The 15,615-nt window shown below is 58.0% G+C and carries 17 protein-coding genes and 1 pseudogene; 9 read left to right on the top strand and 9 right to left on the bottom strand.

Features of this window, described 5'->3' with window-relative positions; genetic code table 11:
* Positions 1-16 precede the first annotated feature (16 nt).
* Positions 17-1,732, bottom strand: a complete 1,716-nt coding sequence (locus MLC59_RS13845) for a putative bifunctional diguanylate cyclase/phosphodiesterase (protein WP_248235169.1) — start codon at positions 1,730-1,732, stop codon at positions 17-19.
* 214 nt (positions 1,733-1,946) lie between these two features.
* Here MLC59_RS13845 and rep point away from each other — a divergent pair, with 214 nt between their 5' ends.
* Positions 1,947-3,965, top strand: coding sequence for a DNA helicase Rep (gene rep, locus MLC59_RS13840; protein WP_248235167.1), 2,019 nt, complete (start codon positions 1,947-1,949; stop codon positions 3,963-3,965).
* A 54-nt stretch (positions 3,966-4,019) separates the two neighbouring features.
* Here the strand turns inward: rep and MLC59_RS13835 are convergent, their stop codons facing one another.
* The gene (locus MLC59_RS13835; RefSeq protein ID WP_248235165.1) at positions 4,020-4,436 is read right to left on the bottom strand and encodes a c-type cytochrome; all 417 of its coding nucleotides are present in this window, start codon (positions 4,434-4,436) and stop codon (positions 4,020-4,022) included.
* A 168-nt stretch (positions 4,437-4,604) separates the two neighbouring features.
* Between MLC59_RS13835 and MLC59_RS13830 the strand changes: the two genes are divergently transcribed.
* Entirely contained in the window at positions 4,605-4,937 is a 333-nt protein-coding gene (locus MLC59_RS13830; RefSeq protein ID WP_248235157.1) for a hypothetical protein, read from the top strand.
* Positions 4,938-5,016: 79 nt separating this feature from the next.
* On the top strand, positions 5,017-6,015 hold the full coding sequence (locus MLC59_RS13825; RefSeq protein ID WP_248235153.1) for a phospholipase A: 999 nt from the start codon (positions 5,017-5,019) through the stop codon (positions 6,013-6,015).
* Positions 6,016-6,082: 67 nt separating this feature from the next.
* On the opposite strand, the gene MLC59_RS13820 is transcribed toward MLC59_RS13825, so the two are convergent.
* From MLC59_RS13820 to MLC59_RS13810, 3 genes are all read right to left on the bottom strand, one after another.
* Positions 6,083-7,438 carry a phosphohexomutase domain-containing protein gene (locus tag MLC59_RS13820; RefSeq protein ID WP_248235150.1) on the bottom strand — a complete coding sequence of 452 codons (1,356 nt, stop codon included), beginning with the start codon at positions 7,436-7,438 and terminating at the stop codon, positions 6,083-6,085.
* A 215-nt stretch (positions 7,439-7,653) separates the two neighbouring features.
* A complete protein-coding gene (gene bfr, locus MLC59_RS13815) occupies positions 7,654-8,130 on the bottom strand; it encodes a bacterioferritin (RefSeq protein WP_248235146.1) in 477 nt (158 codons plus the stop codon).
* Positions 8,131-8,334: 204 nt separating this feature from the next.
* Positions 8,335-8,541 (bottom strand): bacterioferritin-associated ferredoxin, encoded by a 207-nt coding sequence (locus MLC59_RS13810; protein ID WP_091848798.1) that lies wholly within the window; start codon positions 8,539-8,541, stop codon positions 8,335-8,337.
* A 159-nt stretch (positions 8,542-8,700) separates the two neighbouring features.
* On the opposite strand from MLC59_RS13810, the gene MLC59_RS13805 reads away from it, so the two are divergent.
* Positions 8,701-9,237 (top strand): YaeQ family protein, encoded by a 537-nt coding sequence (locus tag MLC59_RS13805; RefSeq protein WP_248235137.1) that lies wholly within the window; start codon positions 8,701-8,703, stop codon positions 9,235-9,237.
* Between the two features lie 6 nt (positions 9,238-9,243).
* Here MLC59_RS13805 and MLC59_RS13800 read toward each other — a convergent pair whose 3' ends face one another.
* Positions 9,244-9,768, bottom strand: a complete 525-nt coding sequence (locus MLC59_RS13800) for a DUF2244 domain-containing protein (protein WP_248235135.1) — start codon at positions 9,766-9,768, stop codon at positions 9,244-9,246.
* A gap of 863 nt (positions 9,769-10,631) precedes the next feature.
* Between MLC59_RS13800 and MLC59_RS20165 the strand changes: the two genes are divergently transcribed.
* A complete protein-coding gene (locus MLC59_RS20165; RefSeq protein ID WP_427901732.1) occupies positions 10,632-10,832 on the top strand; it encodes a transposase in 201 nt (66 codons plus the stop codon).
* The gene (locus tag MLC59_RS20160) at positions 10,804-11,052 is read left to right on the top strand and encodes a transposase (protein ID WP_427901731.1); all 249 of its coding nucleotides are present in this window, start codon (positions 10,804-10,806) and stop codon (positions 11,050-11,052) included. The genes MLC59_RS20165 and MLC59_RS20160 overlap by 29 nt, the downstream gene beginning before the upstream one ends.
* Before the next feature lie 183 nt (positions 11,053-11,235).
* Here the strand turns inward: MLC59_RS20160 and cadR are convergent, their stop codons facing one another.
* Positions 11,236-11,643, bottom strand: coding sequence for a Cd(II)/Pb(II)-responsive transcriptional regulator (gene cadR / locus MLC59_RS13795; RefSeq protein ID WP_004364961.1), 408 nt, complete (start codon positions 11,641-11,643; stop codon positions 11,236-11,238).
* Positions 11,644-11,738: 95 nt separating this feature from the next.
* On the opposite strand from cadR, the gene MLC59_RS13790 reads away from it, so the two are divergent.
* From MLC59_RS13790 to MLC59_RS13780, 3 genes and pseudogenes are all read left to right on the top strand, one after another.
* Positions 11,739-12,635 carry a cation efflux transmembrane domain-containing protein gene (locus MLC59_RS13790; protein ID WP_248235133.1) on the top strand — a complete coding sequence of 299 codons (897 nt, stop codon included), beginning with the start codon at positions 11,739-11,741 and terminating at the stop codon, positions 12,633-12,635.
* Positions 12,636-12,638: 3 nt separating this feature from the next.
* The gene (lspA, locus tag MLC59_RS13785; RefSeq protein ID WP_004863699.1) at positions 12,639-13,151 is read left to right on the top strand and encodes a signal peptidase II; all 513 of its coding nucleotides are present in this window, start codon (positions 12,639-12,641) and stop codon (positions 13,149-13,151) included.
* A 21-nt stretch (positions 13,152-13,172) separates the two neighbouring features.
* A pseudogene (locus tag MLC59_RS13780) lies at positions 13,173-14,449 on the top strand (ISL3 family transposase).
* Between the two features lie 59 nt (positions 14,450-14,508).
* Here the strand turns inward: MLC59_RS13780 and MLC59_RS13775 are convergent.
* Entirely contained in the window at positions 14,509-14,964 is a 456-nt protein-coding gene (locus MLC59_RS13775) for a hypothetical protein (RefSeq protein ID WP_248235132.1), read from the bottom strand.
* A gap of 114 nt (positions 14,965-15,078) precedes the next feature.
* Complete coding sequence (locus MLC59_RS13770; protein WP_345799781.1) at positions 15,079-15,516, bottom strand: acetyltransferase; 438 nt, start codon at positions 15,514-15,516, stop codon at positions 15,079-15,081.
* Positions 15,517-15,615: the final 99 nt, after the last annotated feature.

The raw sequence follows: 15,615 nt of genomic DNA, 5'->3' as shown, positions 1-15,615 counted from the left end.
CAAAAGGTACAGGGCCTTACTCCGGCAGGCAAGCCAGGCGATTACGGTCCTGCAGGAAATCCAGCAGTGCAGGCCAGGGCATGGGGCGTGCGTAGTAGTAACCCTGCACCTCGTCACAGTGCTGGTCCCGCAGGAACGCGAGCTGGCCCTCGGTTTCCACGCCCTCCGCCACCACGCTCATCTGCAGGCTGTGGGCCAGGCTGATAATGGCACGGATGATGTGCTCCGAGTCCCCGGTTTCGCCCAGGGCCTGGACAAAGGACTTGTCGATCTTGACCAGCGAGATAGGCAGGTGCTGCAGGTTGGTGAGGGAGGAATACCCGGTGCCGAAGTCATCCAGGGCAAAGCTGATACCCAGCTGGCTCAGTTCCCGCAGGCAGCGCTGGGCATAGTCCGGGTCGTGCATCATGGCGCTTTCGGTCAGTTCCAGCTCCAGCAGCGAGGTGTCCACGTTGGCGTTGAAGATGATGCGGAAGATGGTTTCCGTCATCTTGCGGTCGTGGAACTGACGGAACGAGAGGTTGACCGCAAAGACCAGCCCCGGGAAACCCAGGTCAGCCGACGCTCGCAGGCGTGCACAGGCCTGCTCGATGACCCAGTAGCCAATGGGCACGATCAGGCCGCTACGCTCCGCCGCCGGGATAAACTCATCAGGCATGACCAGGCCCCGGGTGGGGTGGTTCCATCGAATCAGGCACTCCACGCCCCTGACTTCGCCGGTAATAAGATCGATACGGGGCTGGTAGTAGAGTTCCAGCTCGCCGGAGCGGAGCGCATTGCGCAGATCCTCCTCCAGTTTCAGCTGGTGACCGGCAGAAATGTGAAGCTGGCGGTTGTAGAACCGGTAGCTGGTGCCCGAGTCCCGCTTGGCTTCGAACATGGCCCGGTTGGCACGACGCAGCAGGGTTTCCGGGGTATCACCGGCTTCCGGGAAAGTGGCCACGCCGAGACTGGCGGTGATACCCACCCGGTTACCGGCCACCATAACCGGGTCACTCAGGGCAGAGACCAGCTTGCGGACGACCTGGGAAAGGTCGATGGAGTCGTCCACATTCTCGGCAATCACCGCCAGCTCGTCACCACCAATGCGCATCAGGGAGTCAACCCGGCGCAAGGCCTGCCGGAGGCGTTCAGCCAGCCGGAGCACCAGCTCGTCCCCCTGGCGATAGCCCAGGGACTCGTTAACGGTGCGGAAGTCATCCAGGTTGATGTGAACAAGCGCGAGCCGGTGATCACCCCGCTCGGCCCGGAGAATGGCCTGCTGCAGGCGGTCGAAGAACAGGTTGCGGTTGATAAAGCCACTGGCTACCTCCCGGCCCAGTTGGCCGCCGGCGCTGTCTTCCAGCTGCTGGCGAAACCAGACACACCGCACTGCCCGCGCCAGGGACCAGCGGTCCAGGTGCCCCTTGCACAGGTAATCCGCTGCGCCTCCGGCCACTAGCCTCTCGGTCTGCTCATCTTCCAGGCCGCTGCCAATGGCAATCACCGGTTTTTCGTTGCCCGCCACCGCCAGGTACTGGAGGAAGCCTCCTTCGGACCCGGCATGGAATGTGGGCTCCCACAGCAGGGCGTCAAAATGCGCGTGGATCAGAAGGTCACCCACGTCATCCGGATCGGGACACCAGGTCAGTTCGGGAACAAAGTCACCATGGCCACGGAGCAGGGCTCCGTACCGCAGGAAATCGGTTTGCTCCCCGGTCAGGACCAGGATGCGCAGATTATCGGACTGCATAAGAAATTCAGGTGCTCTTCATTACCCGACCCCGGGTGGGCCGGAAGCATTACTGCCAGTGGGTGACGGATGTACAGCCGGCTTCGCATGGACAGGCTGCGAACAGACGCCGGCGCCAGCACCACCCTACCAAGATAGCTGATAGCCGAAGAAGATACAGAATTTGGTCTCAGGTAGAATGTTGCTTTCTGCCGAATCCCGCATCAGGTGAACTGTGTCACAACTTAACCCCCGTCAACGCGAAGCCGTACATTATATCGACGGCCCCCTGCTGGTACTGGCGGGGGCCGGCAGCGGCAAGACCAGCGTGATAACCCGCAAGATCGCCTACCTGATCGAGCAGGCAGGTATCCCGGGACGACACATTGCCGCCGTGACCTTTACCAACAAGGCCGCCCGGGAAATGAAGGAGCGTGTGGGCAAACTGGTGGACCGCAAACTGACCCGGGGCCTCACCGTTTCCACGTTCCACAACCTTGGCATGCATATTATCCGGGAAGAGCTGGCTCACCTTGGCTATCACCCGGGCTTTTCGATCTTCGACGCGGAAGACGCCAAGGCCCTGCTGCAGGACCTGATGCTGCGGGAGGCCAGCGCGGATGCCGGGGATGAACTGTCCGATATCCAGCATACGATCTCCTCCTGGAAGAATGACATGAAGGGCCCCCAGGACGCCTGGAGCCGGGCTGCAGACGAGCGTGAACAACGCATTGCCCTCATCTACAAGCACTACCAGCAGTACCTCAAGGCCTACAACGCGGTGGACTTTGACGACCTGATCCTGCTGCCGGTGCAGCTGTTTCGCACGGTCCCGGAGGCCCTGGCCAAGTGGCGGCGCAAGATCCGTTACATGCTGGTGGATGAGTACCAGGACACCAACCTGTGCCAGTACGAACTGGTCAAACTGCTGGTAGCCGAGCGGACGGCCTTTACCGTGGTGGGCGATGATGACCAGTCCATCTATGCCTGGCGGGGTGCCAGGCCGGAAAACCTGGTGCAGCTGAAAGAGGATTTCCCCAGCCTGAAAATCGTCAAGCTGGAACAGAACTACCGGTCCACGTCCCGTATCCTGCGCTGCGCCAACGAAGTGATCGCCAACAACCCCCACGTATTCGAAAAAGCCCTGTGGAGCGACCACACCATCGGTGACGAATTGCGCATCGTACGGTGCCGCAACGAGGATGCCGAGGCCCACCGGGTGGCATCGGAAATTATTGACCAGAAACTGAAGAAGGGACAACAGTTCCGGGACTTCGCCGTACTCTATCGGGGCAACCACCAGGCCCGGTTGCTGGAAATGAAACTGCAGGCATTCCAGATTCCCTACCGCATCTCCGGCGGCCAGTCATTTTTCTCGAAGAACGAGATTCGGGATGCCATGGCCTACCTGCGCCTGCTGATCAACCCGGATGACGATGCGGCCTTTCTGCGGGTGGTCAACGTACCCCGGCGGGAGATCGGCCCCCGCACCCTGGAACAACTCAGTCATTATTCCAGGGCCCGGAATATCAGCATGCACCGTGCCCTGGACGAAATGGGGGTGGAGACCCACGTGACCGAGAAAGGCCTGGATCGCTTACGGCGCTTCCGTCACTGGGTAGAAAGCACCTGCCGCCGCCTCTATAAGGAAGACCCGGTGCCCGTGCTCAAGCAACTGTTCACCGATATTGAGTACGAGGAGTGGTTGCACCAGCACGCCAGCAGCCCCAAACAGGCCGAACGGCGCATGGAGAACATCTGGTACCTGATCGATTCCATCCAGCGCATGCTCGACGACGACAAGGGCACCGCCAATGAGACCACCATTGAAGATGCCATCAGCCGCCTGATTCTCAGGGATATGATGGAGCAGCAGGAGGAAGAGGACGACAGCGACAAGGTGCAACTACTCACCCTGCACGCATCAAAGGGCCTGGAGTTCCCCCATGTTTTCATCATGGGTCTTGAAGAGGAGATCCTGCCCCACCGGTCCAGCATCGAGGAAGGCAATATCGAGGAAGAGCGGCGACTGATGTACGTGGGCATTACCCGGGCCCGGGAAACCCTGACACTGACCTTTGCGGCGCAGCGTCGCCAGTATGGCGAGAAACTGGAAACCATACCCAGCCGCTTCCTGGACGAACTGCCCGAAGGCGACGTGAAATGGGAGGGAACCGGCGACCTGGACCAGGAAGCCAATCAGCAAAAAGGCAAAGCCACCCTCAGCGCACTCTTGGGCGACCTGGGGGGCTGACAGAGGGGATCGGAAAAGGACCAGCCCATTATCGGGCCAGCCCTGTCCGGGGAATTACTGGGAAGCGTCTACCATGTGCTGCACGGCGGCTTCGATTTCCTCGTCGGAACAGCTGCCGCATCCACCTTTCGGAGGCATGCCCTGGAAGCCGTTAATCGCGTGATCAATCAGTGTTTCCATGCCCTTGTCAATGCGTGCACCCCAGGCACCCGCGTCACCCACAATGGGTGCGCCCGCTGCGCCGGTAGCATGACAGGCGGTACAAGCGGAATTATAAACTTCGTCACCTGCGCGAGGGCCATCACTGGACGCTGTTGCCGGAGCTGCCGCGGCCGAACCGCAGTCTTCCCCTTCCAGGCAGACCTTGCCCACCGGGGCAATACGCTCACGGATCTGATCTTCTACACTTGCAACAGCGCTTGCCGCCGTCAGACCGAATGCAACCAGTACGGCCGCCAGGACTCTCATCATTTTCACAATGCACCTCTCATCAGAGCATTCCGGAAGCCAGGGGTGTTGACAGACCGGCAGGCTCCCCAATTGTATGTGGGCGCATTATAGCGGGTGGAGCCGGGCAAAAAAACCAACAAACCGCTAAGATAGAGCAGATCCGTTTCCACCAACCGGCCGAGGGCGCAAATGACCGGAAAACCTTCGCAGAACACCCATCCCTGGCGCAAACCATTGCTGGCTGCTGAATTCATCGCCCTGGCCGTCCTCCTGGGCTCCATGGCGCTGCTTGGTCAGACCAGCGACAGCGGCCAGGTTAGCGCTGGCTGGCTACTGGTCCCCGCGGTCGCGAGCCTGGTGGTTTTCCTGTCGTTCCTCGGTCTGATGTATCTGCGATGGATAGCCGCTGCCAGTGAAGGGCAGAGTCCCAGGCAAAAGATACTGTTCGGCCTGCTGGTGCTGACAATGCTTGGGGTCTGGGCCTATGCCATCGCCCAGACCTGGCACAGCCTGCCAGGCTGATTTAGCCTTGACCCCGGCTTAATACGCCGGTCATCTGTAGACACCTATTATGCATGGACTTTTGATTAAGGGATTCCGTATGAAGACCTGGCAACCTTTGTTACTGGCCGCGCTTGTCGGCTCTTCACTTCCACTGCAGGCCACCGCCCAGACTGAACAACCTGCTCCCGACCAACAGCGGACCGGAGAACAGGTTGAGGAGATGGCGGAGCAAATCAGCGAAGAAATGGAACAGTCCGAGCAACAGGCTTCCGACGAACGCGCCATGGAGCAGGAAATCGAGGAGTACGAGGCCAAGGAGCGGCTGATCGGCTCGCTGATCGGAGGCTTCGTGCCCTATCAGCCCACATATATCCTGCCCTATACCTATGTGGATTCACCCAACCAACACCCGTTCAGCCCCCGCACCGGCGAAGCAGATTATGACGCCAACCTGAGGGATGAGGAGGCCAAGTACCAGATCAGCTTCCGGGTACCGCTGCTCAGCGGCGTACTGGATGACCGCACCACCCTCTGGTTCGGCTATACCCAGAAATCCTTCTGGCAGGTGTACAACACCGAGGATTCTGCCCCCTTCCGGGAAACCAACTACGAGCCCGAGATATTCCTCCGGCACCGTCTGGGCTGGGACGTGGGCCCCGGTGAACTGAACTCGGTGTCGGTGGGCTTCAATCACCAGTCCAACGGGCAGTCCGAGCCCCGCTCCCGCAGCTGGAACCGCATCAAGGGCAGCATTTCCTATACCTACAACCGTTGGCTGTTCATGGTGAACCCCTGGTACCGCCTGCCAGAAAAGGACAGCGATAACGACAACCCGGACATTGATGATTACCTGGGCTACGCAGAATACATTGCCGTCTATAAGTGGGATGACGACCACGTCCTGTCTACCAGGCTGATGAACAACATGAGATCCGATGACAACCGGACCTCCATAGAACTGGGTTACAGCTTCCCCATCGGCGAAACCCTCAAGGGCTACGTGCAGTATTACAACGGTTACGGTGAGAGTCTGATTGACTATAACGAACGCATGCACCGCATTGGTATCGGCATCATGCTGAACGACTGGCTATAAATCGGGATTCGTAATCGGGAACAGGGGCGGCTGACCCGCCGCCCCTGTTACTGCGGTCCTTGCGGAATCAGACCCGGTTCAGCCGATCCATTTCCTTCAACAGTTCTTCCGTTTTTTCTTCCATCAGCGCCTGGTCGGCCCGGGACTCCACGTTCAGTCGCACTACCGGCTCTGTGTTGGACATGCGCAGGTTAAAGCGCCAGTCATCAAACTCCACACTCAGGCCATCCACATGGCTGACCGACTTCGCCTTGGGGCCGTAGATTTCCTCGATGGCCTGGATGACCTTCGGCGGGTTGTCGATGGTACGGTTGATCTCGCCGCTGGCCGGGTAGGCCTCGATCCGGGCATCAATCAACGAGGACAGGGACTGGCCGGACTGACAAAGGCGCTCGGCCACCAGCAGCCAGGGGATCATGCCACTGTCGCAATAGGCAAAGTCCCGGAAGTAATGGTGCGCACTCATCTCGCCACCATACACAGCGTCTTCATCCCGCATCCGCTGCTTGATAAAGGCGTGGCCGGTCTTGCTTTCCACCGGCTCGCCGCCGGCAGCCTTCACCAGGTCCAGGGTATTCCAGGTCAGGCGGGGGTCGTGGATCACCTTGCCGCCGCCGGTCTTACGCAGGAACTGGTCCGCCAGCAGGCCGACAATGTAGTAGCCTTCAATGAAACGACCGGTTTCATCAAAGAAGAAACACCGGTCGAAGTCACCATCCCACGCGATGCCCATGGCGGCCTTATGCTCAAGCACCGCGTCTGCGGTGGCTGCACGGTTCTCTGGCAGGATCGGATTGGGCACACCGTTGGGGAAATGACCATCAGGCTCGTGGTGCACCTTGATGAACTCGAAGGGAAGGTGCTGCTGCAGGGCATCGATCACCAGACCGGCCCCGCCGTTACCAGCATTCACCGCGATTTTCATGGGCTTGAGCGAGCCCGCATCAATGTAACCCAGCAGATGATCCACATAGGAGGCCATGACCTCGAGGGTTTCATATTTGCCCTGCTCCGGGGCGTCTTCAAAAGGTTCCGGTACCCGGTCGCGGATTTCGTTGAGACCATTGTCAGAACTGATGGGTCGTGATTCTGGCCCCACCATCTTCATGCCGTTGTGGTCCCGGGGGTTGTGGCTGGCCGTCACCATGATGCCACCGTCCATGCCGAAGTGGCTGGTGGCGAAGTAGACATGCTCGGTACCGCAAAGCCCGATATCAAACACATCGGCGCCGGCGGCCATCAGCCCGGAACTCAGCGCATCCGCGATCTCAGGGCTGGAGAGGCGGATGTCGTAGCCGACAATGACCTTGCGGGCACCGGTGACTTCCACATAGGCCCGACCGATACGCTCGGCCAGGTTCGGGTTCAGCTGGTCCGGCACACGGCCACGCAGGTCATAGGCTTTAAAGCAGGACAGGTCCATGGCAGGGAATCTCCTGGTTGGTCAGCGGAATCAGGTTTCGGGGCGCCCACAAAGGGATACCCGGTATCAGGCAAAAATCGGGCCCATTCTAGCGACTTGGCGGTGACAACTGCAGGTCAGTGCGGAAAAGTAACTAAAAACCCGGCCTTCACAAGACCGGGTTCATGGGCGGGGCATGCCAGGCGGTTACGCCCGGCTTGAGTGCCACGTGCGGCTTACTCGGCAGCGCCGGACTGCAGCTGGATGTAATTCTGGATGCCCATCTGGCCAATCATCTCCAGCTGGGTTTCGAGCCAGTCAATGTGCTCTTCCTCGCTGTCCAGGATGCTGCGGAACAGTTCCCGGCTGGTGAAGTCCCGCACTTCCTCACAGTAAAGAATGGCTTCCTTGAGGTCAGTATGCGCCGTCATCTCCAGCTTGAGGTCGCACTCGATCATCTCCTGGACGTTCTCACCGATCAGCAGCTTGTTGAGGTCTTGCAGGTTAGGCAGCCCCTCCAGGAACAGGATACGCTCGATCAGCTGGTCGGCATGCTTCATCTCGTCGATGGATTCTTCGTATTCCTTGTCCGCCAGCCTGGTGATGCCCCAGTCCTTGTACATGCGTGAATGCAGGAAGTACTGGTTAATGGCGGTCAGCTCATTGGCCAGCACCTTGTTCAGAAACTGGATAACCTTCTTGTCACCTTTCACGGCCAGGGCCTCCTCTGGATTTCTCAATCTTTCGTACAGACTGACGACCGTCTGACCGGACGCCATTTGTCGATGGAATCGCTGACTTGTCTCAGCAGATTTAACAAGGATAGACGGTAATGCGCCAAGAAAAAATCGCGCAAGAGAATGGTTTACGTTTGACAGAGGTCATTGACAGCGGCGCTGGCCGGGATGATGTCCCGGTCAGGCAGGCTGGGCGAGCAGGTTGGCCAGGGCCAGGTAATCCGAGGAGCGGGACTCGCGGAGGATTTCCCGGGCGGTACAGGCACAGCGGCCGCACTGGCGACCAACACCCAGCTCCTTGCCGAGCTGGCGCATGGAGCTGACACCGTTTTCCGCAGCTTCACGGATTTCACGGTCGGTGACACCAGTACAAAGGCAGACGTACATAGAAGGAAACTCCCGGCCCAATCAAACTTAGTGATAATTATTGTTATTCGCAGGCGTGATTGCAACCCGTTTAATCGCCTTTGTACAAAAAATCACACCACAGCGGGTCCGCAAAATCCGCTACACTAGCCTCCCCAAGGATCAGCCACGGAGCTAACCATGGCCCTCAAAGCCACCGTGTTCAAGGCGACCCTCAACATCGCCGACATGGACCGCCACTACTACGCCGACCACCACATCACCATTGCCCGCCACCCGTCAGAGACCGACGAACGCATGATGGTGCGACTGCTGGCCTTCGCCCTGAACGCCAACGACGCCCTGGAATTCACCCGCGGCCTGAGCACTGACGACGAACCTGACCTCTGGCAGAAGGACCTCACCGGCCACATAGAACACTGGATCGAAACCGGGCTTCCCGATGAGGACCGGATACGCAAGGCCTGCAACCGGGCGGACAAGGTGACTATCTACGGTTATGGTGGCCGGGCGCTACCGGTATGGTGGGACAAGCTGCACAATCGCCTGGAGCGCCACAACAACCTGGCGGTCATCGCCCTGGCACAGGATGATACTGGGGCACTGGCCGGGCTGGCAGACCGCACCATGAACCTGCAGATCAACATCCAGGATGGCGAAGTAACGGTGGGCAACGGCAATACTGTGGTCAGCCTGACGCCGGAGACGCGCCTGTAGCGCCGGTCAGAACCAGATGCCTACGAATTCCCGCGCCCGCCGGGTGACGTGCAGCCCCTGACTCTGGAGAACCGTCACCAGCTCCCGGGACTCCCGGGGATTCAGAAAGTCCGCCAGTGGAATCTCCTCTCCCCGGGAACACAGCCAGACCTGCTCCCGCACCCAGGGGTGTGGCTCGGGATCCAGCAGGATCGTCACCGATGTCCGCGGCCATTGCCACTGCTGTTCACGGCGCAGATGCCCCTTCTCCAGCACCACTTCCGTGGCGCCAAACGTGATCACTTCCTGGCGAGCACACTTGCGGGCGGTATACCACAGGCCTGCACCCACCGCCGTCAGCTCCAGCCCGGCAAAGGGAATCACCAGCCAGACCCCAGCCAGGGTCCAGCCGACTACCACACAGCCCGTTACCACAACCAGTCCAAGCCAGACCCGAACCAGGCCTGGCCAGCTGATGGACCGGTTGGGGGTCAGCCGGTAGCGAATACCGTCGTTGTCTGCCAGTCGCTCGATCATCGGAAAGCCACTCACGCACCAACACCAACTTGCGATTAATCAAGTATAGGCAAAGACCGGCGACATACATCAAAAGAAAAGGTGAGGGAGGGTGGCTTGCCAGTCGCTGAATAATGAGGTGATCTAGCGTGAGTCGATGAGGCCGTTCGGAAAGCTGCGCGCGAACCTGCTTCGAGGAGGAATGGCTAACGCAAAAACAGCAGGAGGCTATATTTGCACCTTCGGCTCGATGGCACCCTCAGGGCACCACGTGGGCACAGACATAAAAAAAAGGACCTGCGTTTTCACGCAAGTCCTTGATAAATATGGCCCGCCCGATAGGATTCGAACCTATGACCTTTGCCTCCGGAGTGCAGCGGAATACTATGGTGGAGGTCGTGCTTAGCGGGGCTAAATCGGCGCAAATCAACCAGATGAATGCGGAAGACCTGTTTCGCTCCAGCCCTTGGGGTGTGGGCTTTTCAACGATTAGCGCCGATTGTGGGCACAGAGTTGTCCGGTGACAGGTGACCCAGATCGGACAATTTGACCGCTGCCCTTGGGCGAGTTTGACGGCCGATTTCAAAAGTAACACGCATTTTTCACTTCACAAAATGTCTGGATCTGAGTGACCGCATCCGGACAGGTATTCTCTATATATGAGCTTACTACCTTAATGTGGCTTGGGGTTATCAAACCCCGGCGGTCTACACACCCTCTGACCTTATTTGGGCTCTAATCCATTTCGCCGCCTGTCCATGCCGAGGTGCCGCCGGTACGCTGTGGCGGGTGCTAGATTATATGGCATCCAGGCTCAGGGTTGTGGATACAGCTCTGTGACCACTATCGGTTTCGAAGCGACCCTCTGAAATTGCCGACCATCAGGGCCAGGCACGCCAATGTCCAAAGCTTACATCCGTGGCCTGGGGCAGCACTTACCCAACGCTGAAGTCACTTTCGACCGGTTCCATATATTCAAGTTGGCGAAACAGGCTTTGGAATGCCGTTCACAAGGCCCAAGTGCGCCACGCCCCCCACCTGAAGCGAACCCAATAGGCCTGGCTGAAGGACATGGCCCGCTGGAGCAAAACGCAGGATGAGGCCGTTTACGACCTGCCCCGCTCCAAACTGAAGACCGCTCGTGCCTGGCGCATCAATGAGGCCCTGCGTGACCTCTTCCAGGCCAACCCTGGTCGTGAACTAGCGAAAGGGTTACTGAAGCGATGGCACTCCTGGACCAGACGCTGTCGGTTGGAACCGATGAAACAACTCGTAGCCCCCCAGCAAGCGGCACTGGGCCGGAGTCCTATAGGGCCCTGAAAGCGTATTGAGTAATGGGTATGTCGAAGCCGTGAGCAGCCTGATCCATAAAGCTTAAGTGCGTTTCGGGTATCGTTCTGAAACGCTATTTTGTTTGGGTAAGCGGATTAAATGGTTGATCTTACCTTTGCATGAGAGTGAGACAGACCGGCATCTCATCGGATTATCTGGTTGATGCTTCACCTACTGCTGGTGCATGTTTCCTTCGCTAATTCCAGCAAGAACCCCACACGCCTCAACTTCCCGGTCATCGTTGCAACTCGCTCTCAGTGAAACGAGTTGTTTCTCAAGCGCTTGCAGAGCGGTTATCTGCGACCGCACATGAGAGATGTGATCATCGAGCAAGGCGTTGACGGCGGTACAAGGCTGATGAGGGTCGTCCTGATAGCTCTGTAGTTCGTGAATCTCAGCCAGTGACAGGCCCAGGATTCTGCAGCGACGGATGAAGGCCAGCCCCTCACCATGCTTCTCGGTATAGACACGGTAACCGTTGTCCTGCCGATCAGGCGGCGGCAACAAGCCCTGCTGTTCATAGAAGCGGATCGTCTGTGTTTCGACCCCTACCAACTGCGCCAACTGACCAATGCGCATCAGCCTCCTCCCCAACGGATTCTTTACTCTATTGACCTTATAGTAGCTTTATAGTTTTAAATGGTACCACAACATTGTTCAAGTGGAGTCGTATCATGAGCAAATCCTGTGGTGGCGCCTGTGGCGGTGATGCAACGTCCGCAGCGGATACCGATATACAGGCCTCCTCCGAGGCGCCAGGGAGATGGGTCAGTGTTTATGCCGTGCCGAAGATGGACTGTCCATCAGAAGAACGAATGATTCGCCTAGCCCTGAACGGCTTTGAGGAGATTCGGGCGCTGTCCTTCGACTTGTCGAACCGCCGGCTGAAGGTCGTGCATGACGGCGAGGTCGAGCCCGTCACCTCGAAACTGAAGACCTTGGGGCTAGGCGCCTCGCTTCAGGAAACCGTCGCTGCAAATCCGGAGACCATCAAGGTCGCCGAGTTTTCGGCAGCTTCTGCTAAGCAAGAATCCGGGACCCTGCGCTGGTTGCTCGGCATCAATGCACTTCTGTTCGTGGTGGAAATGACTGCCGGTCTGATCGCCCAGTCCACCGGCCTGATTGGAGAATCCCTGGACAATTTTGCCGATGCGGCGGTGTACGGGCTTGCCCTTTATGCGGTTGGACATAGCGTGAAAATGCAGGTACGTGCCGCGCATCTTGCTGGTGTACTGCAACTGATCTTGGCTGTGGGCGTGCTCGTAGAGGTGGTGAGACGCTTTGTATTCGGTAGTGAGCCTGAATCGCTGGTGATGATGGCTATCGCATTCGTCGCATTGATTGCCAATACCAGTTGTCTGCTGCTCATATCCAAACATCGGGAAGGCGGGGCGCACATGAAGGCAAGCTGGATATTCTCGGCCAACGACGTGGTGATCAACCTGGGGGTCATCACCGCCGGCGCCCTGGTCGCGTGGACCGGTTCCAATTATCCGGATCTGATTATCGGCACCATCGCGGGGGGCATTGTACTTAACGGTGCCAGACGCATTTTGGCGTTGAAGGGTTAAATAATGCTCATTATTGGCAAAAAGCTCTCGCCGTATGCCCTATTGTCCATATCGGGCCTGCTGGCAGCGTCTGATCAGGCTGTAAAGTGGCTGGTGCAGCAATCAATGGCCTATGGCGAGTATGTTTCGGTGACCCCGTTCTTTAACTGGGTGCACCTATGGAACACCGGTGCCGCATTCAGTCTTTTTGCGAATGGTGGAGGCTGGCAGCGCTACTTTTTTATCGGAATCGCGGTAGTGGTCTCGATTTTTCTGATCAAGCTGATCCTTGAAAATCGTCATAAAGGAGAAGCCATCGCTTACAGTCTTATCCTCGGTGGCGCCATGGGCAACCTGATTGACCGGGTCTTTCGCGGCTATGTTGTGGATTCCTTTGATTTCTATTGGCGAGACTGGCATTGGCCGGCCTTCAACCTGGCTGATATTGCAATTGTCCTCGGTGCCTTACTTTTCGTTTCCAGCAGCTTGTTGGGTAAAAAAGCAAACACCAATGCCGAGCCGGATGGATCTGACTGACACCTACGCCTATACAACACCATGACCGAACTTCCCGACAACATCCTTCACCTGCCGCAATACCAAGTACTGGGCTGCAAATCAACCGACGACGAAATGCACTTCCAGGTGGACGTGCCCGATCCCATCGCCTGCGAGGAATGCGGCGTGCAGGGTGAGTTCGTACGGTTCGGCAAGCGTGACGTTCCCTATCGTGATCTGCCCATCCACGGCAAGCGGGTCACTCTCTGGGTGGTCCGCCGCCGATACACCTGCCGGGCCTGCAAGACAACATTCAGGCCCCAGCTACCGGAGATGGTGGACGGATTCCGTATGACACTGCGGCTGCATGAGTACGTGGAGAAGGAATCCTTCAACCACCCCTACACCTTTGTGGCGGCACAGACCGGCCTGGACGAGAAGACGGTGCGCGACATCTTCAACGCCCGCGCCGAGTTCCTGGGGCGCTGGCACCGCTTCGAGACGCCCCGCATCCTGGGCATTGACGAGCTATACCTGAACAAGCGCTACCGCTGCATTCTGACCAACATTGAGGAGCGAACCCTGCTCGACCTGCTGGCCACCCGCCGCCAGGACGTGGTGACCAACTACCTGATGAAGCTGAAAGACCGGCAGAAGGTCGAGATCGTCAGCATGGACATGTGGAACCCCTACCGGGCAGCGGTCAAGGCTGTGCTGCCCCAGGCCCGTATCGTGGTCGATAAGTTCCATGTGGTGCGCATGGCCAACGATGCCCTAGAGAGAGTGCGCAAGGGCCTCAGAAAGGAGCTGAAACCGTCCCAGAGCCGGACTCTCAAGGGAGACCGGAAAATCCTGCTGAAACGCGCTCACGAAGTCTCAGACCGGGAGCGCCTCATCATGGAGACCTGGACAGGCGCGTTCCCGCAACTGCTGGCCGCCTACGAGCACAAGGAGCGCTTCTACGGCATCTGGGACGCCACCACACGGCTCCAGGCAGAAGCCGCCCTGGACGAATCCCGAAGGGCCAAAAGGAAGTCTGGAGCGATCTGGTCAGGGCAGTGGGAAACTGGCGCGAAGAGACCATGACCTACTTCGAGACGGACATGCCCGTCACCAACGCTTACACGGAGTCCATCAACCGACTGGCCAAGGACAAGAACCGTGAAGGGCGCGGTTACTCCTTCGAGGTGATGCGGGCACGAATGCTCTACACCACGAAGCACAAGAAGAAGGCACCGACTGCGAAGGTCTCTCCTTTCTACAAGAAAACCATCGGTTACGGACTGCCGGACTTCGCAGAGGAACTCAACTACGGAGTCGATCTATCAACCATCTGAGGGTGGTATCAGATTGATGGGGTGAAGGTGCCCCATCAACCATTAAATCCGTATACCCTTTAAACATCGATAATCTCGTGATTTCTTGCGTCCAGCTCTAACGGTGCCTTCTCGTAACCGACCTCGGCTATTTGCTGAAGGTAGTCGTTCAGGAATGCGGCGACGGATCCGTAGTGTTCGTATTGTTGAACGTGACGGAGTTCGTGGGAGAGCAACCGGATGTTGCCATGGCCCTGACGAATCAATACGGAATGCCCAAAGGTGATTCCAGCTATGTTAGGGCCTAGAAGGCCCGTATGAACGGCCACGTCGCGTAGCAGCTGCTCATGCGGAAGAGGTAAATCATTGACGAATGCGATCCGAATCAGCTCTGGCTGTTTAACTCCCATCTTTAGAGCTATCTTCGTGGCTAGTCCGTTTAGCGGTTCGCCGTATACCGCGATTTGATCTGCTTGCGATTCAGCCCACTCGATGGCCTGTGGTCGCAGCTGGGGTAATAATTGTTTTAGATTCATGGTCACATCCGGGTTGATGATTCTCTGGAACCCGCCGGCTTTCCATACGTAATACTCAAAAAAATCCGGATTAGCTGGGTGCACCTATACAGCGAACTGAAACAATCCTCGATCTCACGATGGCGGATCAATCAACTGACCGAGTGTGCGCATTGGCAAATACAAAGACTGGAAGTCTCCAAACGGTCGCCCCATTGCCTGGAAGCCGTACCGCTTGAAGAAACGGTCGCTTTCCTGGGTCAGCGGATCTGTGACAACCGCTATGCCCATACCGCTGTACTGCACAATCCGGTAGGCCTCTTCCAAGGCCTCTAGCAGGATCGTTTCCCCAAGCCGGTACTCGGACCCGTGCAGCTTTCTATCAACGCCCAGCCAGGCCAGCTTGATCACCGGGATGGGATAGGCGGGGTACCGACTGCGGGTCTCCTGGTCTGGCAACTCATCCCTCACCACCGTTGCACTGGTCAGGGTGAAATACCCCAGCACCGGTGCCGGCAACACGGGGGGCTCGTCATTCACCAGCACCCAGGTCCGATTAATCTTTCGATCCATCTGATTGCGGGCTTCGCGTCGGAGGAACTCATTGACGCGCTCCAGCCCACAATCAAACGATTTCCTGTCGTGGGACTTCTTATCTAATGGTTCTAACCT

The organism is Marinobacter bryozoorum (assembly GCF_023156245.1).
GTDB lineage: Bacteria > Pseudomonadota > Gammaproteobacteria > Pseudomonadales > Oleiphilaceae > Marinobacter > Marinobacter bryozoorum.
Note: the sequence above shows the minus strand (reverse complement) of the source record. Positions and strands in the feature narration are given on the sequence as shown.

What these genes read in the sequence shown, in the direction of transcription:
- MLC59_RS13845 (WP_248235169.1), bottom strand. Translation starts at nt 1,732, where the DNA reads ATGCAGTCCGATAATCTGCGCATCCTGGTCCTGACCGGGGAGCAAACC.
- cadR (WP_004364961.1), bottom strand. Translation starts at nt 11,643, where the DNA reads ATGCGCATTGGTCAGTTGGCGCAGTTGGTAGGGGTCGAAACACAGACG.
- MLC59_RS13805 (WP_248235137.1), top strand. Translation starts at nt 8,701, where the DNA reads ATGGCCCTCAAAGCCACCGTGTTCAAGGCGACCCTCAACATCGCCGAC.
- MLC59_RS13790 (WP_248235133.1), top strand. Translation starts at nt 11,739, where the DNA reads ATGAGCAAATCCTGTGGTGGCGCCTGTGGCGGTGATGCAACGTCCGCA.
- MLC59_RS13820 (WP_248235150.1), bottom strand. Translation starts at nt 7,438, where the DNA reads ATGGACCTGTCCTGCTTTAAAGCCTATGACCTGCGTGGCCGTGTGCCG.
- MLC59_RS20160 (WP_427901731.1), top strand. Translation starts at nt 10,804, where the DNA reads ATGGCCCGCTGGAGCAAAACGCAGGATGAGGCCGTTTACGACCTGCCC.
- MLC59_RS13775 (WP_248235132.1), bottom strand. Translation starts at nt 14,964, where the DNA reads ATGAATCTAAAACAATTATTACCCCAGCTGCGACCACAGGCCATCGAG.
- MLC59_RS13770 (WP_345799781.1), bottom strand. Translation starts at nt 15,516, where the DNA reads ATGGATCGAAAGATTAATCGGACCTGGGTGCTGGTGAATGACGAGCCC.
- MLC59_RS13830 (WP_248235157.1), top strand. Translation starts at nt 4,605, where the DNA reads ATGACCGGAAAACCTTCGCAGAACACCCATCCCTGGCGCAAACCATTG.
- MLC59_RS20165 (WP_427901732.1), top strand. Translation starts at nt 10,632, where the DNA reads ATGTCCAAAGCTTACATCCGTGGCCTGGGGCAGCACTTACCCAACGCT.
- lspA (WP_004863699.1), top strand. Translation starts at nt 12,639, where the DNA reads ATGCTCATTATTGGCAAAAAGCTCTCGCCGTATGCCCTATTGTCCATA.
- MLC59_RS13835 (WP_248235165.1), bottom strand. Translation starts at nt 4,436, where the DNA reads ATGATGAGAGTCCTGGCGGCCGTACTGGTTGCATTCGGTCTGACGGCG.
- MLC59_RS13810 (WP_091848798.1), bottom strand. Translation starts at nt 8,541, where the DNA reads ATGTACGTCTGCCTTTGTACTGGTGTCACCGACCGTGAAATCCGTGAA.
- MLC59_RS13825 (WP_248235153.1), top strand. Translation starts at nt 5,017, where the DNA reads ATGAAGACCTGGCAACCTTTGTTACTGGCCGCGCTTGTCGGCTCTTCA.